This is a genomic window from Butyrivibrio hungatei (assembly GCF_001858005.1).
GTDB classification, from domain to species: Bacteria; Bacillota; Clostridia; order Lachnospirales; family Lachnospiraceae; genus Butyrivibrio; species Butyrivibrio hungatei.
Genome location: NZ_CP017832.1, coordinates 56,146 through 78,303 on the forward strand (window position 1 = coordinate 56,146; position 22,158 = coordinate 78,303).

The 22,158-nt window shown below is 37.6% G+C and carries 22 protein-coding genes; 21 read left to right on the forward strand and 1 reads right to left on the reverse strand.

From position 1 onward, the window contains the following. Positions 1–45: 45 nt before the first annotated feature. From bhn_RS14775 to bhn_RS14815, 9 genes are all read left to right on the forward strand, one after another. A complete protein-coding gene (locus bhn_RS14775) occupies positions 46–1,110 on the forward strand; it encodes a hypothetical protein (protein ID WP_071177602.1) in 1,065 nt (354 codons plus the stop codon). An 18-nt stretch (positions 1,111–1,128) separates the two neighbouring features. Further along, complete coding sequence (locus bhn_RS14780) at positions 1,129–2,331, forward strand: hypothetical protein (protein WP_071177603.1); 1,203 nt, start codon at positions 1,129–1,131, stop codon at positions 2,329–2,331. 26 nt (positions 2,332–2,357) lie between these two features. Continuing rightward, complete coding sequence (locus bhn_RS14785; RefSeq protein WP_071177604.1) at positions 2,358–4,880, forward strand: hypothetical protein; 2,523 nt, start codon at positions 2,358–2,360, stop codon at positions 4,878–4,880. A 140-nt stretch (positions 4,881–5,020) separates the two neighbouring features. Next, positions 5,021–5,359: a hypothetical protein gene (locus tag bhn_RS14790; protein WP_071177605.1), complete on the forward strand. Its 339-nt coding sequence runs from the start codon at positions 5,021–5,023 to the stop codon at positions 5,357–5,359. A 2-nt stretch (positions 5,360–5,361) separates the two neighbouring features. After that, positions 5,362–6,252, forward strand: a complete 891-nt coding sequence (locus bhn_RS14795; protein WP_071177606.1) for a hypothetical protein — start codon at positions 5,362–5,364, stop codon at positions 6,250–6,252. A gap of 317 nt (positions 6,253–6,569) precedes the next feature. After that, positions 6,570–7,919, forward strand: a complete 1,350-nt coding sequence (locus tag bhn_RS14800) for an ISL3 family transposase (RefSeq protein ID WP_071177607.1) — start codon at positions 6,570–6,572, stop codon at positions 7,917–7,919. 22 nt (positions 7,920–7,941) lie between these two features. After that, positions 7,942–8,253 carry a hypothetical protein gene (locus tag bhn_RS14805; protein WP_071177608.1) on the forward strand — a complete coding sequence of 104 codons (312 nt, stop codon included), beginning with the start codon at positions 7,942–7,944 and terminating at the stop codon, positions 8,251–8,253. After that, positions 8,253–9,305, forward strand: a complete 1,053-nt coding sequence (locus tag bhn_RS14810) for a hypothetical protein (RefSeq protein WP_071177609.1) — start codon at positions 8,253–8,255, stop codon at positions 9,303–9,305. Before bhn_RS14805 ends, bhn_RS14810 begins: the two co-directional genes overlap by 1 nt. Beyond that, positions 9,302–9,559, forward strand: a complete 258-nt coding sequence (locus tag bhn_RS14815; protein WP_071177610.1) for a hypothetical protein — start codon at positions 9,302–9,304, stop codon at positions 9,557–9,559. Before bhn_RS14810 ends, bhn_RS14815 begins: the two co-directional genes overlap by 4 nt. A gap of 56 nt (positions 9,560–9,615) precedes the next feature. Here the strand turns inward: bhn_RS14815 and bhn_RS14820 are convergent, their stop codons facing one another. Then, on the reverse strand, positions 9,616–10,605 hold the full coding sequence (locus bhn_RS14820) for a hypothetical protein (RefSeq protein ID WP_071177611.1): 990 nt from the start codon (positions 10,603–10,605) through the stop codon (positions 9,616–9,618). A 589-nt stretch (positions 10,606–11,194) separates the two neighbouring features. On the opposite strand from bhn_RS14820, the gene bhn_RS14825 reads away from it, so the two are divergent. The 12 genes from bhn_RS14825 (at position 11,195) to bhn_RS14880 (ending at position 22,023) form a co-directional block, all read left to right on the forward strand. After that, the gene (locus tag bhn_RS14825) at positions 11,195–11,419 is read left to right on the forward strand and encodes a hypothetical protein (RefSeq protein ID WP_071177612.1); all 225 of its coding nucleotides are present in this window, start codon (positions 11,195–11,197) and stop codon (positions 11,417–11,419) included. Then, complete coding sequence (locus bhn_RS14830) at positions 11,391–11,687, forward strand: hypothetical protein (RefSeq protein ID WP_071177613.1); 297 nt, start codon at positions 11,391–11,393, stop codon at positions 11,685–11,687. Before bhn_RS14825 ends, bhn_RS14830 begins: the two co-directional genes overlap by 29 nt. A 13-nt stretch (positions 11,688–11,700) precedes the next feature. Then, a complete protein-coding gene (locus bhn_RS14835; protein WP_071177614.1) occupies positions 11,701–12,363 on the forward strand; it encodes a hypothetical protein in 663 nt (220 codons plus the stop codon). 72 nt (positions 12,364–12,435) lie between these two features. Further along, positions 12,436–14,112 (forward strand): hypothetical protein, encoded by a 1,677-nt coding sequence (locus tag bhn_RS14840; protein WP_161487343.1) that lies wholly within the window; start codon positions 12,436–12,438, stop codon positions 14,110–14,112. Beyond that, the gene (locus bhn_RS14845) at positions 14,109–14,873 is read left to right on the forward strand and encodes a Rad52/Rad22 family DNA repair protein (protein ID WP_071177616.1); all 765 of its coding nucleotides are present in this window, start codon (positions 14,109–14,111) and stop codon (positions 14,871–14,873) included. The genes bhn_RS14840 and bhn_RS14845 overlap by 4 nt, the downstream gene beginning before the upstream one ends. A gap of 104 nt (positions 14,874–14,977) precedes the next feature. Continuing rightward, complete coding sequence (locus bhn_RS14850) at positions 14,978–15,319, forward strand: hypothetical protein (protein WP_161487344.1); 342 nt, start codon at positions 14,978–14,980, stop codon at positions 15,317–15,319. 64 nt (positions 15,320–15,383) lie between these two features. Next, positions 15,384–16,115, forward strand: a complete 732-nt coding sequence (locus bhn_RS14855; RefSeq protein WP_071177618.1) for a ThiF family adenylyltransferase — start codon at positions 15,384–15,386, stop codon at positions 16,113–16,115. A gap of 10 nt (positions 16,116–16,125) precedes the next feature. Beyond that, entirely contained in the window at positions 16,126–16,998 is an 873-nt protein-coding gene (locus tag bhn_RS14860) for a hypothetical protein (protein WP_071177619.1), read from the forward strand. Further along, on the forward strand, positions 16,977–18,020 hold the full coding sequence (locus tag bhn_RS14865) for a hypothetical protein (RefSeq protein ID WP_071177620.1): 1,044 nt from the start codon (positions 16,977–16,979) through the stop codon (positions 18,018–18,020). The genes bhn_RS14860 and bhn_RS14865 overlap by 22 nt, the downstream gene beginning before the upstream one ends. Positions 18,021–18,213: 193 nt before the next feature. Next, positions 18,214–20,604, forward strand: coding sequence for an ATP-dependent helicase (locus tag bhn_RS14870; RefSeq protein ID WP_071177621.1), 2,391 nt, complete (start codon positions 18,214–18,216; stop codon positions 20,602–20,604). 48 nt (positions 20,605–20,652) lie between these two features. Next, the gene (gene holA, locus bhn_RS14875) at positions 20,653–21,552 is read left to right on the forward strand and encodes a DNA polymerase III subunit delta (RefSeq protein ID WP_071177622.1); all 900 of its coding nucleotides are present in this window, start codon (positions 20,653–20,655) and stop codon (positions 21,550–21,552) included. A 30-nt stretch (positions 21,553–21,582) separates the two neighbouring features. Continuing rightward, positions 21,583–22,023 (forward strand): single-stranded DNA-binding protein, encoded by a 441-nt coding sequence (locus bhn_RS14880; RefSeq protein ID WP_071177623.1) that lies wholly within the window; start codon positions 21,583–21,585, stop codon positions 22,021–22,023. Positions 22,024–22,158 lie beyond the last annotated feature (135 nt).

Here is a 22,158-nt window from a genome sequence, read left to right on the forward strand (position 1 = left end):
ATAGATTTTTGTTATTAGTAGGAGGCGGGTAAAGCCCGTTATAGTATGAATAAACGTTCAAAAACAATATTAGCAGTGCTTGGAGTATTACTTGTTTTTTTGCTTGCAATGAATATGCTTGTTGGAGCTGTTCATATTGAGAAACCCGAGCAGGTAATATTTCCTCAAGGCGAGCTTCAGGATTCAGTATTCGTTGCTCAGAATAATGAGTATGTCGAGAATGAGGCTTTGTCTAACACATATTCTTTTGAATCAGTTCCTTATATGGTCGATGTTCCTACTGGAAGTGGAGCAAAGATTGGTACTGGTATGATCTATCAGCTCTCAAATGGCTATTTTGCATACGTTGCTGAGTATACAGACCAGTATGATGTTCAGGATATTATTGCATCTCAGTTCCCAGCTGCTCTTCTTATTAACTATGTGCCTGAGAGAACCTTGATTACTACTGAGGTTGACAAAGTTGGCTACATTAATGGTTTTAAAGGCGAGTATGTTGCTGATTCATTATATGTTACTGATGGCGTGGCTAATCAGCAGGCAACAGTTCTTGGATACGCACTTGATGTTCCAGAGGGTGTTTATTTTGGCAATCACCTGTTTATCGCTGTGGGAACAGTAAATAGGACTACAGATGCCGCGAATACTTGTGCATCTGTATTGTCTGCAATTATCAAGACAGTACGCTATGATGAGAAGCTTGACAAGGCGCTTACTGATGCAAGGGAGGCAGCTCAACAGGAATTATTAGCAAAGCAAGAGGAGGAGGCTGCGGCGTTAGCCTCTGCTGAAGCATCTTCAACTGATGGCACGGATATGTCTCTTGCAATCGTTGGCGATGAGGTCACTGAGTCTATACCTGTTGTTGTTCCTTCGGATTATGAGAATTTTGTCCTTTCTGTTGATTGGACTATGGCTAATCCTAATGCTGTTCTTGAGTTATTTTTTCCGGACGGCCAGTCCTACTGCACACCTATTGAACAGACTGAGTACGGGGTTAAGTTTTCACTTTCTGCTGCAACTCAGGGAACATATTCTCTTAGAATAATGAATTATCAGCAGTGCGGAGACATTGCAACTACTATAAGTGGTAGTCCAGTAGAACAGTAAATTGGGAGAGTGATAATAATGAATGCATCTGATAAAAATAGGTTTTGGAGTGCGATGGCAAAGCTTTCTGCTAAAGATCGCATTGCGCTGTTTATTGGATTTGTTGTAGTAGTTAGTGTTATTTGTGCAGGTATTTTCCATCTTGTTTCAAGTAATTCTCTTCTTAGTTTTTCTTTTCCTGACTCTACATTGGCAAGTACTGATGCGGCTCAGACTTATAGAAGAAATCAGTATGATAATTTTCCTACAGTTATTCGTTTTCCAAACACTCTTTATGGTGCGTGTGCTACGGGGGAGCTTTATTACAGTTCGAAGGATGCAGTATCTTTTAAAGACGAGCAGTTTGTTTATGTATATGGAGTTAAAGATGCTAGCGTATCAACAGCTGAAGCATATGCTTTTTCCTTTTCTTCTGTGTTAGATGGAATGGAGGTAAGTTCCACTAATTCATATGCAAGCGCGATTTCCGATAATGGCTATATAAATGCCACTTATGCGACGTATGAAGCAGGTACTATTACTTCAAGTGGAAAAGAGTACTATGTGGTTTCATATCAGTATAGGGCTGATGGAAAAGATTTAGTACTGCTGGTTGCGACTGATGAGAAAGATAAGTCAAAACTTATTAAAGCTAAGAAGTATCTTGAGAAAATGTTTTATACTTTGACAAAGTTTGATTCAGATGCAACTTCTTTAAAAAATGGAGGTACTAATTCTACTGGAAGCTCTGTAGGAAAGGTAACAGTGGTAGTTGAACCTGACGCTGAGGGTAGTACACAAGAACAGGCTTCGGTTGCTACTTCTGATATGTCATTATCTTCTGGAAAAACAGTAGAACAGATGCAGAAAGAATTAGATGAGCATAATTATCACATATTGTATCCTAATGCGGTTGATTTAGATAGGTCTATCGACGTCACTAGTGATTTGGCTAATAGCGTTGCTATTTTCTTTTTTCGATATGTAAATACGGATATAACTCCCAAAAATGCATACCTGTTAGCTCCTGATGGTACGTACTATAAGCCTAGTTATTGGAATGAAAATAATGATGGCATGATTTGTTTCAAACTTGCAAATCCTATTGAAGGGACATATACCATGCATATTTCTTCAGATGGAGCTTATGGAACGTATATTGTAGATGTGATGGATGAAAGCGTTTATGACAGTATCTATGGTGATAATAGTAATCCTATGCCACATGACATGGATGAATAGGCATAGGGCTTTTTGAGGTTTTTTAGATGGCTAATGATAGTAGGGGGTTTGAAACTCCTGAAGCATATAAATATGTAGAGGAAAAAGCAAAAAATAAGGCTAAGCAAATTGCTAAAGCACCGCTAAATAAGATTAAAAGTGTTATTAGAGAGAAAACCAGGAAGATTCGGTTGATTATTCTTGTTGTAGTGTCGGTTATTATTATCATAGTGATATTTCCTGTATTGCTTTTACAAGGGTTATGGGATGTAGCTGATGCAGTTAAGAAAACGGTGTCACATGAGTGGGCTACTTTTTGGAATAGACCTGAGTTTGATAATGATGCCTTAAATGCATGGGATAGCGGCGGTGATCCGGATGCAACAAGGCAGCTCCTTGAAAGCATGAAGGCTACTTATGAAAAGAAGAATGGAACGTCTGATGGTGCGAGTAGCGATTCGTCAAGACTTGACGAGGAATCACAAGCCGCGTTAGATGAGCTTATGCGGACGGAACATTTATTTCTTGCTCCCGAGGACATGATAGATATTATGCAGTATTGTGCTGATTACAATGAGGCAATGTTCGAATGGAATGATATCTATTATGAATCTCACCAGTGGGAGCTTACAAGAAATGTTTCTGAGACAGGTGCTTTTTTAAATTGGACGTGGGAGGAGTCGAATCCATGCAAGGATGTAATCCCTGATCTGACCGATGAGTCTGCTAATGATGGAATCTATGGAAACATGACAGAGGAGAACTTTAAAGGTGAAGAAATTGATGGCGAGAGAGTGTATTCTGTGCATTGGCAAGAATTGATGGCTCTTGCTTATATGATTTCTGAGGAGCAGTATGGTGCGAAAACCCTTGAAGGTGAGATCAATGATGAGTCAACTTACGTCGCAAGCGAGGGTGGTAATTATGGTATTAATAGTACTGATGGCTATTACTTATCAACTGCTGACTTAAACTATGTTTATAGTGTTTTTGGCTATAATTTTATTCATAGATATAACGCCGTTAAAGATAAGAATCATCAGCATTCTTGGACAGCAATTAAGTATGATACTATTTCAACGGACCCGAAAGTAGCTTACAGATACACTAGGGTGGCAGATCCAACCGACTGGGGACCATTTTATTCTGATCCGCATGGGTATGACGGTGAGACTGTTACGCCTACTGTATTTGCTCCGGATATTGCTCCTAAAGGGGCGGCAAATATGATTGAGACAATTACGTATCAGTATGTGTCAACGTCAGAAGTGCCAGATTATACTCCTGATCCGGAGAACTATACTCCACCAGAAGGTGATTATCTTGTTGGGAAGTGGAGAGTAATAAATCCTGATACATTTATAAATACCTTGTCCTCGGATGATTATTGTCCTTATTACAAGGAAGAAAATAACGAGAGTAGTCAGAAAGACTATAATTGGGCTGATAGGATGATGGAGAGGTATGTCTTTTATCTCGATTTTCTTTATGAGGGTTCGGGGTATGGTAATAGTCGAAGTGATTATTTTACTCATCTTGCTGAGCTCTATAATAATAATCAGATAGAGGTCTATTATTATGGAATGAAGCCATCTGATGAGGTGGTACTCGAGTTTATTGACACTCTCCAGGAACAATATCCTGGTAAGGAAATTGTAATTAATTATGATAATGCTGTTGATTATGGACAGTTTTATGACGTAACTACTGATGATGTTAAGAGTCAGGCTAGGGCAGGGACAATTCCTTTTTCAAGTTATGGTGTAACAGTACCGAAAGGTGTTGGAAGTGGTAATTCAAGTGCAAATCCTAGTGATGTTGAAAGTGGTCGTGTAGACGTTGAGGCAAACTTCGTAGGTGATGTATATATTGCTGAGGCTACTAATCCAAGAACAGGGGTGCATTACGTTGTTAATGGGTTTGTTTCTTTGGTGGATGGTGCAGATACTCCTCTTGATGGTGGATATTATTACACGAGAGATGAAATTGCAGCAATGGTATTTAAAGTTGCGCATTTGAAGGAAAATTCCTTTAATTGGGATGCTGTTGTTGACGATCTGACAGAGTATCAACATGCCACACAAGTAGATGTAGCTGCGTTGTTGGCTATAGTTATGACTGAGTATTCAAGAGGTATAGGTGTTCCTTCTTACAACTGGTACAATCTTACTACTAAGGGTAATTATTATTATTTACACCCAGATACTGGTCAAATGAAATGGTGGAGTCCCAAAAAAGAATACCAGAATTCATATTCTACCATGGCTACAAAATATGGAACGACGGGGTATAAAACGCTTGAAGGCTGTTGCATGGTTGAGTGTATGGATTCTATTGTCAGTCGTTATTGGAATAAGGGACAAAACACTTTTTACAGAATGACGTTTAACACGTATGGATATCCTCAGGATTATGACAGCTCTATGGCTGCTATGGATAATATTACACATTCATATTGTCCATGGTGGGATGATAATGGTTTTACAAGTACCGGAAAATCCGAGAATATGTGGTGTAATAGGAATGCAATTAACAGGATGATTCTTTTGAAGGTAGCTGGGTTATCTTGATTAACGCAAATTTAGTTATGTTTAACTTTACGTTTCATTTTCTCTCTCCGGACGCTTGTGCTAAAGCACAAGCTGGTTACTAAAAGTTTTAATCAGTTATTCAGCGAAGGAAAGTTTTAATATTTGAAAGGTTTTTGTTTATGGCATCTATGGTGAATGAGTTTCATTGGCGCGGTGATAAATATCGCGCACAGTTAGAAAAGAAACATTATGTAAAGGCATATTTAGCAGATAATGGGATTTCTGCAAAGCTAAAAGGCTATAACGCATTACTATTTGTAATCCTTTACGCTGCAGAACATCCACAGGCATCATGCCAGGAGCTTTTTGAAGCATATTCTGAGACAGAGGGTGCCTTTACTAATGATTATAGAATGGCATATAAAACCTCAACCTATGCAATAAAAAAGGTAACTAATTTGAAGAATATTACTACATTTCAATTTATTAAGGATTGCTCTGTAGCTTTGGAGGCGTAAAGATGAAAAAGAAATTAGTATCAGTTATTCTTATATCAGCTGCAATGGTTTTGTCATTAACCGCATGTGGCAAGAAGAATACAACAGATAATGCTAATGCAGATATGTCACTTGCTCCACTTGTAGAGACACTTCCTCAGCTTACTGAGGCATCTCCAGAAGTAGAAAGTAATTCAGTTGGACTTATGGCTTTTTATCCAAATAGTAATGAAAATATGTATGCTCTTGCAGGTACTAATGCTGTAACTTTTTATTTTGAAAATAAGGGGATTCAGCTTGGTGACGGTAAAATTGGTGTGTACGAGGCAGAGACAAATAATATCTATTCAACAGTAGATGTAGCTGATACATCATCATTTGTAATTGACGAAATGGATAGTGTTGGTACATCTCTTACGGGATGGGAGAGTGGTACAAAGATTGATGTATACTTCTCTAAGATCTTTGAGACAGGTAAGAGTTATTACGTACTCATGGACGAAGGCGTGTTTTCTCTTGGTAGTGTATCATCAGCTCCTGTTACTAATGCATCACTTATCACATTCTCTGTTAAAAACTATGGCGTAGATATTACTGGAGTTAACCTTAAAAAGACGTATAAAGTGGGAGATACTGTGGCTTTAAATGTATTGGTTGATAGTGAGGGGGCATCTATGTATGCGCTTAAAGAATACGACCAAACTTTTATTACAGCAACTCCTGATTCTGCTACAACCAGCTCTGCAGTATCATTGACTTTTGAGAAGCCAGGTACTCCATCAGTTACTATTGCATTTTTCAAGGGCGGCAAGCAGGTGGATTCAGTTACTTTCTCATTCCCTGTTGCTGATGAAAACGGTGTTGTGGCATCATCTGATGCAAATTCTAGCGCATCTGAGGATGCATCTAAATAATATACAATTAGCTTCGTTTATGTGTTTTTTGCGTAAGGCTCTATCACAGAATACGATTGATTTTTAAGGAAAATACTAGCAACAAAAAAGACTATGCATTTCCCTTAAGGGAAAGGCATAGTCTTTTTAAATTGAATATTAGAACATAAGCGGACTTTTATTGTTCATTTTTATTTTGGGTATTTTAGTTTGAGTGTGTTTCGGCACACTCTTACTTTATATACAAACATCTAATTCTTTTAGTTTAAGTGTGTTTACATTTAAGTTTAACTGTGTCTGGGTTATAATCAGATTAACAGTATAAGGAGCTTAAATGTATGGATAATAGTTCATATATCATAGAATCAGAACTGTTCAAAATCATAGAAAGGCACGAAGAAGGCAGGAACGCCACCTACATATTAGAGCCTGTAGAAGAACCATTCTACTGTCCTCAGTGTAAGTCAAACAACTTCACTAAGCATGGCACAACAGAGCGTGAAGCCCGTGATCTGAATGTTCATGGTTACTTCGTAGGGCTTATCATCAAAGGACACCGTTATAAGTGTAAGAACTGCGGTAATACATGGTCTGACAAGTATTCATCCATTGATGAAAGAGCCAAGATGACTAACCGCATGAGGAAATATGTCTGTGAGAAAGCCCTTAAAAAGACCTTTTCTGACATTTCAGAGGAATTATCCATATCCGTACCGACAGTAAAACAGATATTTGAAAACCATGTGGCAGAACTTGATGCTAAGAGAAAGATCGTCGCTCCAAGAGTCTTAGGACTTGATGAAACCCATCTGAATAACATCTATCGGGGCGTATATGTCGATATAGAAAATAAGCGCATAATTGATATGACTGCTGATAGAAAGCTCACGACGGTAAAAAGATGGCTATATGAGCTGCCTGAGAAGGACAGGATTGATTGTGTGACAATGGATATGTGGGGGCCTTATAAGGACGCTGTTACTTCTGAACTGCCCGGTGTCCCCATGATAATAGATAAGTTCCATGTGATAAAGCATCTGAATGAAGCTTTGGATTCCATAAGAAAACAGGAACAGGATAAGCTCACCGCCAAGGAAAGAACACATACCAAGCGTAACAGATGGCTACTCCTTACTAATAAAGACGATTTAAAAGGGATGGACGTATTTAAGTTGCAGGATCTTCTGTACAGCTTTCCACAGTTTAAAGAGCCACATCAGCTCAAAGAAGATTTCAGAGACATCTACAAGGCGGGTGACAGGGATTCAGCAGAGCTTATGTTTGAGGAGTGGACAGAAAAAGCGAAGAAGTACAAGCAGTATAAAGAGTTTATAGAGATGGTTTATAACTGGCGTGAGGAGATATTCAACTACTTCGACTACGAATATACCAATGCTGCTACGGAAAGCCTTAACAGAGTATCAAAAGAGGTATCAGCTAAAGGCAGGGGATACAAGTTTGAAGTGCTGAGAGCCAAGATGATATACTCTACTACCGCTTCTAAACCACCAAAATACACTTATTATCAGAAGCAAAATACTTATTTTGCTGATACTATACCAAATGGAGCAATAGGCTTTGCTATGGCAACCTTTAAGCCAGAAAAGCAGTATAAACGTATTGATGTAGGTGCAGGCGTGGATATAGACGAACTGCTCAACATATTGGAATGTTCAGAGGAATTTTGAGTAGGACAAGGAGACTGATTTTATGAATAAAAGTAGCGATATTCTTTATCAGGACAACGACTATGAACTTATACTATCAGATGATGGAATGAGATTAAAGACATGCAAAGATGGAAAGCTATATAATCTCAGCAGTCATTATTATGAGCCATGTACTTATATTGAGGATGAGAACGGAAACAAGGCAGTTCTCCATGACGGGTTTGACTTGTCTTTTGTCATTGGAGCAATTCAGGCCGGCAAAGATTTACGTTGGATTGGTGGAAAAAAGACACCACATGAGTTCTGTGAGATAATGATTGATACTCTGAATAATTCTCTGGAGGGCAGATAATGGCAATAGAAGTTGACTATAAAGGAGAAAAACTTAATTATATAAGCGATTTTCATGGGCATAAAGTCCTATGGATAACTGATCCTTTACAAAAGGATATGGAACACATGACATTTGTAGGTGGTTATCCCAACGAATACTGTATCTATTTGAAAGACCTTTTACCGGAGGAACGCAATAATATATATAAACAGGTATTTGAAAACTACGTGGGGAAGGATAATGTTGCCGATAAATATATCCCTGCCCCTAATAAACAAGGATTCTTTGAATATAATGGCAACTGGTACATATTCAGCACAGATGAAAAAGCATATCCTGATATAACCGGGCCATTTAATGATGAGGATATGATTTATGCTCTTGCGCTTTTGCTGCATTTAGGAGAAAAATCTGAGTTTAAGTCCCGTAGATTTTCTGATGAAGCTATGGAAATCTATATACATAATCATTTTAGAAGTATTGAAGAAATCGATGAAAGACTATCTGCACATACGATACCAAGTACCTTTGATGAAAAAGTCTTGTCTTACGAAATGGGCGCCAAAGATGCCATTCTTGCCAAGATAGCACAACTCATAGTAGGCGCATATAATGGGGAACAGAAGCCTCACAGGATACCGAAAGAGAGGGAAGTTGCTCCACCATATTATAGATGGAAACATAGCCCAGAGGGGTACTCGCTCTTAACGTCAGAGACAGAGGATTTCAGTTCTCCAACGGTGCTATTAACAGATGCGCATATCAATGACTTTGTAGAGCATGTGTTCCTTGTGCTTGCAGGAGATACTACTGTTAAGTGGAATGAGGTCTATACTTCCAAGGCGGTCCTTCTTGCTTTAGAAAAGTATTTTGGCATGAAGGTGGATTTATCAAATATAGGCCCTGAACACGAGACAGAAGGCATTTTTGGCACTCCTAAACTACCTATTCGCCCTACTATATGGGTTGACCATAATATACAGGTTGATGATTATAAGCGTGATATATTACTCAGAGAAGGCTTTAAATGCTATAAACATGACAAAGAGACGTGGGGATTAGAGTTATGAGAATAGATGAAGAACAGTTAAAGAAAGATATTGACGATATACTCGCCATATATAACAGGCTTAACAATAAAGACATTACATTTTCCATTCAGGAAATAAAAGGCGGTTTTCCCGGTGGCAGTATGGGACATGATTATATGCTCATTTCTGAAAAGGAACAGCGATGTATTGGTAATAGTGTAAATAGCTCCCACAATAATCAATACATTTTCAATAAGGCTATTAAGTATCTTTCTGAGATTGCAAAAGTATAAGTAAAAGTGGTGTGACGGATATCCTTCCAAACACACCACTTTATTTCTCTAAAGTATCATATTGAATTGTGTCTAAACACAGTTAAACTTAAATACCCTTTATTTTTTAGGAGATCTACGGCTCTAGTATACTCATCTAATGATGAATCGCAACCATCACATGCGTCTTCAAGGGAAACATGGTATTTTTTCATGTTTTTTTGAACAGCACGAACTAAGCGCTCAGCATCACCAAGTTTATAAGCCGTTTTTTGGGGATAATTCAAAACTTTTCCACCCATATTATTTAAGACCTCCTTCCTTACATTTTCATAGTCAATTGTGAGATGTTCTAATACTTTTTTGAACATACCCGCAATGCTCATAAGTTCTGTTTCTTTTAATTCTCTGCTTTTACGAGCTTCTTTTAATGCGTCAGAAAGAATACCAAGTTGATTGAGCATTTGCCCTATTATTTTTTCGTCCCCTTCTTCAATTTGCTCAAAATACTTTTCAAAGTTAAAAAGATAGAATGGAATCAGAAAAAATAATTTTTTCTCAACAATATCTTCGGCGGAATAATCAGAAATCTTCAGAGTAGGGATATTATAAGAAACCGTTTCGCCAGACGGAACTTCAATGGTAGTTGTAACAAAGTCCGGCATGTTTTCGGCTGATCTGAGATACAATATTCCCGATTCCGGAAACTTAACAAACAAGTCTCCGCTTTCCCAATTATTTCGAGCATCGTTTAATGCAATCTGCGCATCATATTCAAACATTCTAACAACCATTGAGCCGTCGGTTGAACTCTGGCATTCAATGTGAAAGCGTCTAATGATACCTCCGTCATTTATTGTGAAAGAAGAGTCGGTTATACGCTTTGATTGTTCTCCATCCTGTCTGTTTAAATATATCTCGTTTGCAGAAAACTCAAGTTTTTCCTTGCCTGTTAGATGAATACCTCTGTTTTTGAACATTTCATTGATCAAAGGAAACAAAGTTCTTGGTGCATCATTAAGCATTGTGCGCCACGCATCATCATAAGGTGTAAAACTATTATCCATCTTAGACATTTCCTTTCTTGTTAATAATATATATCAACAGGGAAGGAGCTGTCCGCTTTCTCCAAACCCTGATTGATAACCACTTGGTTATAAATAGGGCCTGGATGCCCATATTCAATTATTTACCTCGCCTATAAGCGAATAATCATAAGCCTTTGCCTACTTAAAACTAAGTACCTATGGCATTGCTTTAAGTGTAAGTGTTAAGCAAAGGTGCTAGTAATTGTATTTACTAACATGCGAAATATATAAAATAATCTACTTGTATTATAGCAAATATCTTTAAATTGACAATTGTGCTGAGTTGTTCAATGTTGTGGGAGAGCCCGTGCTTGTCACACTTTTGCGCTATTTTGTGCGAATTTGTTGTTGCGGTTAATATTCTTATTACTATAAGATAATATTGTCTTTTTATTGGTATTTCTTGTACTTGGTGTGTATCTACACTATGTTCTACACAAATCCACTTGTCGTGGTGATTACCATTTAACCAGGAGAAAAATTACAAGTTCGCATATTAGAGACGCTTTTTGCGTCTTATTTTTATGCCAACTTTTAATTTATAAATTTATGAAAGGAGGAATGTCGCATGATTAAGACGTTCCGTGGCATGGATAGAATCTGTGCTGGTAGTAAGGAGGAGGCAGTCAGCTTACTTAATGAGATGTATGAGAATACTTCTCTTGGAAAGCGTGAGATCACTGAAAAAGTGTCTTTAGATGGACTGTCAATTGGCGATGTTGTGAGGGTGTACAATCACTTTTCACGTTCTAAGGAGGCATCAAATGAAAAGATTTTCCTTAGAGCTGCTTAACGAACAGCTTAAGGCTTCGAAGGATGCAGAGTATGTTACTGATACTCCAGAGGGGGTTAACCCTGACATGTTTGAGAAGTTTTTAAGAATTTTAAAAGCAGAGTCGTCTGAAGAAATTGCTGATATTACTGATGATGAGGTGATTTCAATTTTATGCGATTGTAATAAGTTTTTTGATGTGCTTGTATTTGACACTATCTTTAATGAATCAAAGATGCGTCAACTTGCAGCCTTGAAATCAGTTGCTTCAGCAAGAAGAATTCTTTAAAAGGAGGTTAGTTATGGAACTAACAGTAAACAACTACACTGACCGTGTAGGAAATGAATTTCTACGAGTAAGGAATGTAGATAAAAACGGCGAAGAGGTCGTGAGGATACTCACTGTCCCTCAGTTTTGCTCGTATCTAGGTCATTCACTTGTAGAGGACGTTCAGCTGGTAAAGGTTAAAGATAATTTCTGGCCACAGAATACTATCGAAAGGTATTTTGGTGATTATGATAATTATGTTTGTACCTGGATCGTTGAGCCTGCTGTAAGAGTCGTTGTTTTTGGGAATAAACATTATCATGTTCCTTTCCCTCGTCTTGTGTTTAAGATTAGGGTATCGAAAGGGAGCGTTGTAGCTAAAAAATGCTATGCACTTAAAAATGGAGACGATAAGACTCTTTATCAGTATCCATTTGGTAATGTTAGTGGCAGCGGTCATATCTGTACCGGAAACATTAAGATTGAAGGTCTTGATGAGGCTGTATGCACATTTTCTGAGGAGTTTTTCTTAGGTAAAACGAACAATGATTACTATGGCGATGGAACTGGCAGAGTTAAGCCTGCTTGTTCGCAGGCTAAATTACTTGAAAAGCTAGAAAAACTAGATGTTTTTCCAGAAAAGTGGCTCGTTAAAACGGGTACTATTGATGATTTGCTTGAAAAAGCAGTCGCTTAACGCAACATAACTAAAAAACAAATATTAAAAAGGAGGAAAGTTCGCCGGATTATGGCGAATGAATTACTAATTATGGATTTTGAGACATTTAACATTTTTGATGCATTTGGAATGAATGATACTGCAGAGGATAAGGCAGAAAAAGTCAAAGAAACTAAGAAGGCGGAGGACATTAAGGCTGATAATACTGTAACAGATATTGATACAGATGATATCGACCTTGAGGACGAGGCTGAAGATTCTGCTGATATTTCAGATTCTACTGAAGAAGAGATTAAGGATAAGGCAAGTAAAACCAAAAAAGTTGCTCCGAAGAAAAAGAAAGAGACAAATCTTGTCGGACCTGTTGTTGTTAAAGGTATTGGTTTTACTTATACTTATGGTGATGCAGGTGTGAGGTATAAACCTGTAGAGGTAGTCAAGGCTACCTATGATGCTGGTTATAAGGAAATCGCTCTTATGGAGCTTTATCACGATGGAGCTTCTACTATCTTCTGTGATTTTAAGAAGGCTTCTAATGAGGACAACCAGATTGGTGAACATGTAACGGTTCTTAGTGGTGAAAACAGGGCTTCATATCAGACATGTGATTTTGGTGAGCTTGAAGCTGAAGAGGTTTCTGTTTTTGATCTATCTCTTAAGTATGTTGAATCTCATCCTGATTTCAAAGGCTGCTCAATGAATGTTGATACTGCTATTTGTTCTGCCACACCTGTGTTTACAAAAAAAGTAACTCTCGTTGATGATAAGGAGTACACTGTTTATGATGATAGTGGCAATCAGACAATGACTGGTGCACAGATCAAAAGCCTTTATCCTGAAAAGGATGTTACCATTGTTGCTTATACTTCTGATGCAAACGTTCTGTTTATTGGTGCGACTACTAAGTCTAGACTTATCGTAAGTCGTAGCGATTTAGGTATCGAAGGAGAGTCTAAGTCTGTTAAGACAAAGGAACTTTATAGACTTCCTTTCGTGTTATGGATCGAAACATATGGTACAAAGGCTCAGCTTACTGCTGATGATTTTAGCGGTAAGGTGGTTGTGGATAAGAACGATATTGTGGATTATCTGAAGAATTATTACAGGATCTTCCGTTCACAATCCAGAAAATTTGATATCTCTTATGACAGAAATTCCGGTATCGTCGGTGTTGCTGTTGTATCAGGTGAGAAAGGAGCTGCTGTTGCAGCTCCTTCTTTTAATATTGTGTCTAACGTTATCACTTTTCCTTTTTACAGAGTTGATTCTGAATTTAAGGAGCGTGTTGAAAATACTGAGTTGGGTGTTTTTAAAGGCTATGAGAATGTGGAAACACATGATGTATGTGGTGTGACTTTTGAAAGAAAGCTACCTAAAATTCCAGCATATTTACTTTCTGATGTTATTAAGGAGTTTTCTAAGGACCTTACTAAAGAAAACATGGTTCAGATATATTGGTCTATAAACGAACACTGTTATTACATCAAAAAGCCTGCTGCCTCTTATACAAAGGTCAGAGTGCTTTATGAGATGTGCCATACAGATGATGTTCTTGCACTTACAATTCATAGTCATAACACAATGACAGGTAGATTTTCAGCTATTGATGATGCTGATGAGATTTACACTGGACTTTTTGGCGTTATCGGAAATCTTGATAAAGATGAGCTTACAATGAGTTTCAGAGCAGGAATGGAGGGCTCTTTTACTACCATTAAATGCTCTGAACTTTTTTCATTTGATGGTTTCGGAGGGATGTGCGCATGAGTAGTACGGTAAATGGAAAGCCCTTAACTGAGGTTCTTGCTTTACTTAGAGAAGTAAAGTATCCGGCTGCGAAGAAAGACAAGTATAATTATTTCAGGATCGATGAGTATATTTCAGTATTTGATGAGGTAGTAGGTATTGCTAATTATCTAGTAGATTATACGGATTTTTCTTACAGTAGAATTACTACCAATCAAGAACAATATACGGTAAAATGTCGGATCTCAATCTTATCAGATGATGGAGAGGTTATTCTCTATAGGGAATCTTATGGTGGATATACTTGCCAGTATGAGAAGAATACTGGCAAAGATACAAACCTTTCTAACTCATCTAACTTCGCTTGCCATGCTGCTTTTAAAAATGCCGCAAAGCGTTTTGGCATTTTTGGTGCTTATGGTAAAATTGATAGGAGTGTTGACGCTCCTTCAAAAGCAACAAGAGACACCAAGGATACCCAAAACAAGAAAAATAGCATATTAAACTTCGTTACTGAGGGTAAGTTTGAGGTTGTTGACACAAAGGATGAGCGTCCTGTTTATAAACTAAATGCATATGAGATTGTAGGGGATGTCTGTAGGGATTCTATCTCCCAGATCATCTTTTACCCTAATATGTATTCAAAGGATGCTAAGAAAATGAATGGCTATATTACAAAATGTAGCAATAGCCGCACTAAAATGAGGATCAAAGTTCAGTGTGTAGCTGAAAGAGATTCTGTTAAACAGTATGTATTCAAATCTTTCGAGGTGGCTGCATGACAGAAAGTGGTATGTTACTTAAATCTAAAGAAGATATAAAACGATATAAAGTAAATACTTTATATTTATGTTTATGGTTACGAGAAATTCAGAAGTATGCTGATATGCAGTCAAAAGGTGAGGATTTTGACAAGGAAAAGTTTATATATGCTTGTAAGATGTGTGAGCAGTATAAGTTAGATTTTATTTCTTCAAAGGAAAGCTTAGGCTTTACTGATAAGTTTGAGTTTATGGAGACTAATCACTTTGTCGGGTTCTCTATCGTTGATGGTAAGTTCGTGGGCGATGTGACAGACGAACAGTTGTTTGCTATTACGGATAAGTGGTACTATGGTTTTCCGGTTAGTGCTAACCATTATCAGTTTGAGGTAAGCTGCTATGCAATGACGCAGTTTGACACAGAGGATCGCACAGGGATGTTGTATAAGGATTTTAAAAATAATTAATTAGAGTAGGGCAGTCAACTTTTTGTTGATTGCCCTTTTTATTGCTAACAAGGAGGATATAAATATGGAACAACCCAAGATTAAATATAATATTGCTGTTATTGGCAGTGGCGGAACAGGGACTTACTTCCTCAAGGAGTTTTCTCGTTTTATCGCAGGGGGCAATCCTAATATTGGAAGTCTTTATATTTTTGATGGTGATGTCATTGAAGATAAGAATCTTGCAAGACAGGCATTCACCAAAGAAGATGTAGGTTTTAATAAAGCATCAGTTATGGCTGATGTTCTTTCAAGTGCTTTTTCGCTTAATTGGAGAGCGTTTGCTACATATTTAACCGAAATAGACCAGCTAAAGAACTTGTCCAATAATACTGGTTCAATAATGTATATACCTTTGATTGTAGGTTGTGTAGATAATCACGCTTGTCGTATGTTACTTGAAGATTATTTCAATGCTAATGATAACGTGATCTATTATGACTCAGCCAATGAGTTTTCAACAGGTGAAGTCATTTTTAGCTACAAGCTTAATGGCAAGGTACTTAGTCCAACAAGGTCTCATTATTTCCCACAGATCAAGAATGCTGATTTAAGAAGCGTTACCGAGATGAGCTGTGAGGAACTTAATAATGTTGCTCCACAACATATTGCTACTAATATGTGTGCAGGTAATATCCTACTAAAGGAAATTACTTCTATGTTGTCGGGTAAACCAAATCCAGGCATGGTAACTTTTGATACTGATACTTATTATCAGGAGTTCGTACCTTATTCTGATAAAGAAGATGTTGCTTAAGGAGGGAATTATGATTGATGTATCCTTGGCAATGAAGTTTATTGGAAAGTGTTCTAACAATACTGTTGGTGACGGGGATTATTGTGGGGCTTATGACCTTACATATGAGCTTCAGAGGGAGAAGTTTTTAGATGTTTTACGTTCGAGAATGTTTGAGCGCGATAAAACTGTTAATTATGATGTTGTCATATCTGATGGACATGTAATTAATGCAGGTGGTTTTGAGGTTGATACCAATGAGGATATTGATGTTTTTCTTGAACGATATGACATTCAGTATAGAGCTGTATTAGGTACGGATTACTATAGTAAGCTCATTAAGGATTTAGAAAGGCTGGGTATTTTCGAGGTTATTTCTATATATGAGGATGAGTTGGCAGAGCTAAATTATGATGCTTATTCCGGAGAAGATGCTTCTCAGATTGAAAAGATTATGCGTGGCTTAGCAGAATCTTTTCTTAGTAAACGAGAACTTCTTGAATTTAACACTGCGCGTTTTACAGAAGCAGTTCCAGAATTTGTTGATGATTTGTATTCTGAGTGGGATGTGGATCCGACGCTTGAAACACTAGATAAGTATTATATTGTGTATGAATCATCAATTATAGGCAGATTGCTGACATTGGATGTTGCAGATAGTGACCTGACTTTTGTGAAAGAGCTTTTGAACAATAAATTCATGGGATTGAATACCCGTATTGCCAGTGATGGTACATTTTATTGTTGGGGTATCTTTGGTGCTGATGAGATGTATTGGACGCATCTGTGTGATCTTCCTGCTAATAGTGGTGCGCAAGTGGCACTAGTTACAGCGTTGGCAGAAAGATATGGACTTATTTCTAAAAAGGAGGATATTGAACAGTGCGAAAAGGTAGCAGCATAGACTATGAGCTTTCTGGAGACATGATATCTCTATGTAAGCATGAAAACATGGCCTATGAGTTCAAGGATAAGATTCGCCAACTGTTAAATGCTCGAGGGGAAGGCGTCGTTATTAAGCGTTTTGAAAAGGCTGAGATGAGTTTCCCTTCAATCTTTAATAATGCAGGTGTTAGCTATAATAATATGGACCTATTTGAATTTAATGATGATTCATGGGTTGAGGTATTTGGTAATCATCTTGATTCTAAGTCTATTCAGATCTTAAAGCTATTATTTGATACAGTTCTCTCTTTGGAGGGCCTTGAGGATAGCTTTGATACGGGTAGTACAGAGTATGTTGATTATATTACTGATGTTTATGGCTATGATATTGATGAGGAGTTTCAAGACGAGGCTCTTGATGAGATCGCTTGTGTTGCTAAAGAAATGGACGCAGCTTTAACTGGTGGTGAAATTTCTGTATTGGCTAGTAATTTTTTTGATGCAATTGCAGATATGTTCTGCAATGTTGGGCTTACAGGCGAGCATGTAAGGTGTAATTTTCCTTTAATGGGAGAGTTCTTATATGCAAACGAGAATAACCAGATGGTTATTCACATGTATAGTTCAAAAGAAGTCTACTTATATGATTCTTACAAAGATAAGCTTCCTAATGATATCAGAGAAAGAGCCGATGGATTGATTAGTATATTCCGTGAACCGTTTTCATCTGCATGTTTTGATGATTCATATTTCAATTTTACATGTATAGATGATGCGAGTGCTGAGAATACCATTATCATGTTCAAAATAACTAAGCGTGATTATTTTAATGATTGCTTTGTTAATGAGTATGTGATGAAGTTATTCTTTGTGGATGCGGTTAATTTTGTTGGCAAAGAATTGCCAGCGCTTAGACAAAAGTATGGGAATGGCACATCAGCTGTTCCCATACTTTTTTTATTGCCAAGAACCATGTTTCATGCAATTGTTTGCGTCTATTTGCTATACTTTGCTATTGCTGTAAATACTATATTTATATAGAATTATTATGTGTTTCTTTATTATTTTTTGTAATTAACGTAGATCAACGTTATGTAGTTCCCAAACCCTCATGACGAGGTAAACATATTTAACCAGGAGAAAATTATAGATTCGCATTTTTTAAGACGCTTTGTGCGTCTTTTTTTATTGCCAATCTTTAATCATATATATCAATTAAAAAGGAGGTTGTGACATGGAAAATGCCATGAAAACAGTAGTTCAGACAAGTAGTTTTTATACTTGCAGGACTAAAAAACAAATGTCTGCAAAGACAGTTACTAGAAGCAGTGTTTTATATGGCATATTGAATCAACTTGGAGATAGGCTTTCTGATGGAAGAGTGCAGTTATTGTACGATTCTATTAGAAAAGGTTATCAAGAAGTCGGGTTTCAGTATGACTATGTAAGAGATATGCAGATTGCTGACGATATTGCCTGTCTTAAGCGTTTTATTAGCTTTTTGGATGGCTATAAGATATTGTCAACAAAGAAATCGCTTACTGTAGAAACATCGCATTTTAAGTTCTTATCTTACGTTAATCTCATTGCAGAGAAAGACGGTCAGTCGTATGCATGTATTGTCTTTCCTAAAAAGGCGGATAAAAGTCTTAACGGGAAATCAATTCATACTAATTCGGAGACGGATCTTAATGTGATGTGTGCCAAGGCTTCGCTTGAAAAGGATTATCCCGGTATTAATATCGCTTTGGTGTATCTTTTTAACGAGGATGATGCTCTTGGCAATCCAACTCAATTCCGAGTTCTTAAGACAAAGAAGAGTAATATCTTCATCCATGATTATTCATCATATTATGATGAACATGGCTTTTCTTTTGAAACTCTGTATTCGCAGCTTGAGAAGGCTGCTATGACAAAGGTTTCTTATAATTGCTTTGAGTGTGATTGCAGAGATTTTTGTCAGAAGAACACCATCTCAAATATGCCCAAAGCTAATGCCAAGGATGAAACGGATGCTATAGGTTATCAGATGCCTACTTTTACTGAAACTCAGCAAAAAGTTATCAATAAGATTGATGGTCCGTTGCTTGTTTGTGCAGGACCGGGTAGCGGAAAGACTGCTACTTTGGTTGGCAGAATTAAACACTTGCTTGATTGTGGTATTGAACCAGAGTTTATTTTAGCAATCACGTTCACTCGTGAAGCTGCGCAGGAGCTAAAGAATAGATGCTTATCATTTTGTAAGCCATATTCGGTGCCTGAGATTATGACTCTTAATGCCCTTGGCTATCAAATCTTAAAGCTGAATCCTTCGTTGGTCGGGAATATCAAGCTACTAACAAGTAGAGAAAAAATGACTCTTATTGACAGATTGCTTGATATTAGTGAGCCTTTGGAGGGCTTTAATTACTCTGTTATCAAGGGTAATAATGGTTTGCTCCACAATATAAGCAAAGCTTTAGACGATGTTTTGGTAAATGGTAATACTGAAAAGTATGCTGAGGACTTTTTGAGATTTTCTAAGCTCTATGAGTCTGTAGTAAAGCAAAATGGGTACATCTCATACAGCGAACAGATTACTCTTGCACAGAAGCTTTTTAATGAGCACCCAGATGTCCTTGATAAGATATCCAGCAGATATAAATACATAATGGTGGATGAATATCAGGATATTGATAGGGATCAGGCTAAGTTTATTTATAGTCTTAGTCTAAAAAGCAAGAATATCTGCGCAGTTGGTGACGACGACCAGAGTATCTACGCTTTTCGAGGCGGTTCTAACAGATACATGCTTGATTTTCGCAAGATATACCCTGATGCTGAGCTTTATACGCTAAAGGAAAACTTTAGAACTTCTGAAAAAATCGTTAGGTCAGCTGAAAAGGTGATTCTTGGTAACAAGCGAATCAACAAGGAAATAATTCCTGTAAAGAAAGGCGGTCTTGAACCTGTTGCTATTACGGGCCAAAGTGCGTCGGAGCTTAACATGGTTGTTTCTGAGCTGATTTCTAAGGGCTACGCATACGAGGATATAGCGGTAATTGCCTCGAAGAATCAGACACTTTGCGATCTGCAACGGGAAGTATCTTTCCCGTCTATCCTAGGAAAGGAGTATGTAGTCAACAACCCATTCTTTAAGGTGCTGTCTTTTGCCCTTAAAAATCATTATGAGCAGGGTTGTGATTATTCCGCTCAGATACGCAATCTTATTGCTGATGATAAATTGGCAGAGTGCGTATTATCTGTGAGCATTGAACAGCCATCAGCTTATTACTGTGATGAGGTATCTAGTGTACTAAATCTCAGTGAAAGCGCTATTAAGCAAGCTGTTGAAAGGCTCATCTATGAAAATCATGCCAGAAGTACAAAAGAGCTTTATGAACTTTTGCAGTATATGGCTGATTTTGGCGATGAAACTAGGGTGGAGCCCGACACTAAGGGTTCTGTCATATTCATTACTTCGCATGAAAGTAAGGGTATGGAATGGCGTGTTGTGCTTATGGTTGATGATTATAAGGACGATTCGTCTGAAGAGCAGAACCGTTTGATCTATGTTGCTATGACTCGTGCTAAAGATGCTCTTTACATTTTCGAGCGAGATGGCAAGCGGTTATTAGCGGCTTAGTTGCTATAACTAGTAACACTGCAATAAACTAAATAAGGAGGAATTAAAATGATACAGATTGTGTATGGTACAGAGCCTTACGGCATTGACCTTAAGCGCAGGAAACTGATTGATTCAATCTCTTCACCTGCGGTAAATCTCAGTTCGTTTGTGGGAGTATTTAACGTTGATATTCTTAATGTGTGTAATACGTATCCATTCCTGGCTGATAAAAGAGGTGTAGTCCTAGAGATTGATGGCCTTAAGGATTTAGATACCGCTGAATTTAAACGATATATGAAGAAGCCCCCTGCAACTACTGATTTGCTGATTATTGCAAAGAAGGTAGACCAGAGAACAAAGCTTTATAAAACGTTTGATGAGGCGGGATTATTGGTGCCATGTAATAAGCTAAAGACCATGCCTGAGCTTCAGAAGGTTATTTTTTCTGAGCTACGCAGGCAGGGAGCAACTATCAAAGAAGATGCATACGGGTTGTTCGTTAAAAAAATGAACTACTTTGATAATGATGACGTCACTTTGCTTGATGTCGTCAGCTGCTTAAATAGTTGCATATCTATATCAAATGAATTGACTGTTGATATCATCGAAAAGTGTTGTCCTTCCTACGAAGAGGCAAATATCTTTGCGCTAGCTTCGCTTATAAAGGAAAATAAGGCAGACGCTTTATACGAACAGATTTCATTGATATCTGAGAAGGATGCTATTGGTATATTGTCGTTATTACTTAAGGATTTTAGAGTGGCGTATAAACTTAAGTATTTTTCAGATAATGAGGTTGGAACTAAAAAGACTGCTTTTTCATCTTATGATAAGGCAGCGTTAAATAAAGCAATGCTTGTCATTACATCAACGATTGCTGGTGTTAAAAATGGTTGTTATTCATCAGACAATGCTCTGAGAATAGCTTGCAGTCAATTATTAACTATTAACAAGGAGTGCGCTTAAGCGCAAAGAAAGGAATAAGGTAAAAATACAATGAATAAGGTTATATTAATGGGAAGATTAACAAGGGATCCTGATGTGAGATACTCTCAGGCAGAGCCAACAAGCTGTGTTGCAAGATATACGCTTGCAGTAGACAGACGCTACGTAAACAAAAATGATGCAAATGCACAATCTGCTGATTTTATCCAGATCGTTGCTTTTGGAAAGTCTGGTGAATTTGCCGAGAAGTATTTCAAAAAGGGCACTAAGGTTGTTGTTACTGGACGCATTCAGACAGGTAGTTATACTAACAAGGAAGGCGTTAAGGTATATACAACAGATGTAGTTGCTGAGGACCAGGAGTTTGCTGAGTCTAAAAATACATCTTCAGCTAATTCTTCAGCTCAATCTTCAGACGTTCCATCAGCTAATGCCGGAGACGGATTTATGAATATTCCTGATGGCATTGACGAGGAGCTTCCTTTTAATTGATTCTTTATTTGACAAAACATTTGTTTATGCCATAATAAGAGTACAGAAGGATGTTGCTTGCAACATCGGGTGGTCTAACACCTAACTTATCAGGCGAAAGCTGGGGGATAAGTTCAATCCGAAAGCGAATCCAGA

What these genes read in the sequence shown, in the direction of transcription:
- bhn_RS14880 (WP_071177623.1), top strand. Translation starts at nt 21,583, where the DNA reads ATGAATAAGGTTATATTAATGGGAAGATTAACAAGGGATCCTGATGTG.
- bhn_RS14785 (WP_071177604.1), top strand. Translation starts at nt 2,358, where the DNA reads ATGGCTAATGATAGTAGGGGGTTTGAAACTCCTGAAGCATATAAATAT.
- bhn_RS14845 (WP_071177616.1), top strand. Translation starts at nt 14,109, where the DNA reads ATGAGTAGTACGGTAAATGGAAAGCCCTTAACTGAGGTTCTTGCTTTA.
- bhn_RS14860 (WP_071177619.1), top strand. Translation starts at nt 16,126, where the DNA reads ATGATTGATGTATCCTTGGCAATGAAGTTTATTGGAAAGTGTTCTAAC.
- bhn_RS14805 (WP_071177608.1), top strand. Translation starts at nt 7,942, where the DNA reads ATGAATAAAAGTAGCGATATTCTTTATCAGGACAACGACTATGAACTT.
- bhn_RS14870 (WP_071177621.1), top strand. Translation starts at nt 18,214, where the DNA reads ATGGAAAATGCCATGAAAACAGTAGTTCAGACAAGTAGTTTTTATACT.
- bhn_RS14810 (WP_071177609.1), top strand. Translation starts at nt 8,253, where the DNA reads ATGGCAATAGAAGTTGACTATAAAGGAGAAAAACTTAATTATATAAGC.
- bhn_RS14815 (WP_071177610.1), top strand. Translation starts at nt 9,302, where the DNA reads ATGAGAATAGATGAAGAACAGTTAAAGAAAGATATTGACGATATACTC.
- bhn_RS14820 (WP_071177611.1), bottom strand. Translation starts at nt 10,605, where the DNA reads ATGGATAATAGTTTTACACCTTATGATGATGCGTGGCGCACAATGCTT.
- bhn_RS14790 (WP_071177605.1), top strand. Translation starts at nt 5,021, where the DNA reads ATGGCATCTATGGTGAATGAGTTTCATTGGCGCGGTGATAAATATCGC.
- bhn_RS14780 (WP_071177603.1), top strand. Translation starts at nt 1,129, where the DNA reads ATGAATGCATCTGATAAAAATAGGTTTTGGAGTGCGATGGCAAAGCTT.
- holA (WP_071177622.1), top strand. Translation starts at nt 20,653, where the DNA reads ATGATACAGATTGTGTATGGTACAGAGCCTTACGGCATTGACCTTAAG.
- bhn_RS14830 (WP_071177613.1), top strand. Translation starts at nt 11,391, where the DNA reads ATGAAAAGATTTTCCTTAGAGCTGCTTAACGAACAGCTTAAGGCTTCG.
- bhn_RS14825 (WP_071177612.1), top strand. Translation starts at nt 11,195, where the DNA reads ATGATTAAGACGTTCCGTGGCATGGATAGAATCTGTGCTGGTAGTAAG.
- bhn_RS14840 (WP_161487343.1), top strand. Translation starts at nt 12,436, where the DNA reads ATGGATTTTGAGACATTTAACATTTTTGATGCATTTGGAATGAATGAT.
- bhn_RS14775 (WP_071177602.1), top strand. Translation starts at nt 46, where the DNA reads ATGAATAAACGTTCAAAAACAATATTAGCAGTGCTTGGAGTATTACTT.
- bhn_RS14835 (WP_071177614.1), top strand. Translation starts at nt 11,701, where the DNA reads ATGGAACTAACAGTAAACAACTACACTGACCGTGTAGGAAATGAATTT.
- bhn_RS14850 (WP_161487344.1), top strand. Translation starts at nt 14,978, where the DNA reads ATGCAGTCAAAAGGTGAGGATTTTGACAAGGAAAAGTTTATATATGCT.
- bhn_RS14800 (WP_071177607.1), top strand. Translation starts at nt 6,570, where the DNA reads ATGGATAATAGTTCATATATCATAGAATCAGAACTGTTCAAAATCATA.
- bhn_RS14795 (WP_071177606.1), top strand. Translation starts at nt 5,362, where the DNA reads ATGAAAAAGAAATTAGTATCAGTTATTCTTATATCAGCTGCAATGGTT.
- bhn_RS14855 (WP_071177618.1), top strand. Translation starts at nt 15,384, where the DNA reads ATGGAACAACCCAAGATTAAATATAATATTGCTGTTATTGGCAGTGGC.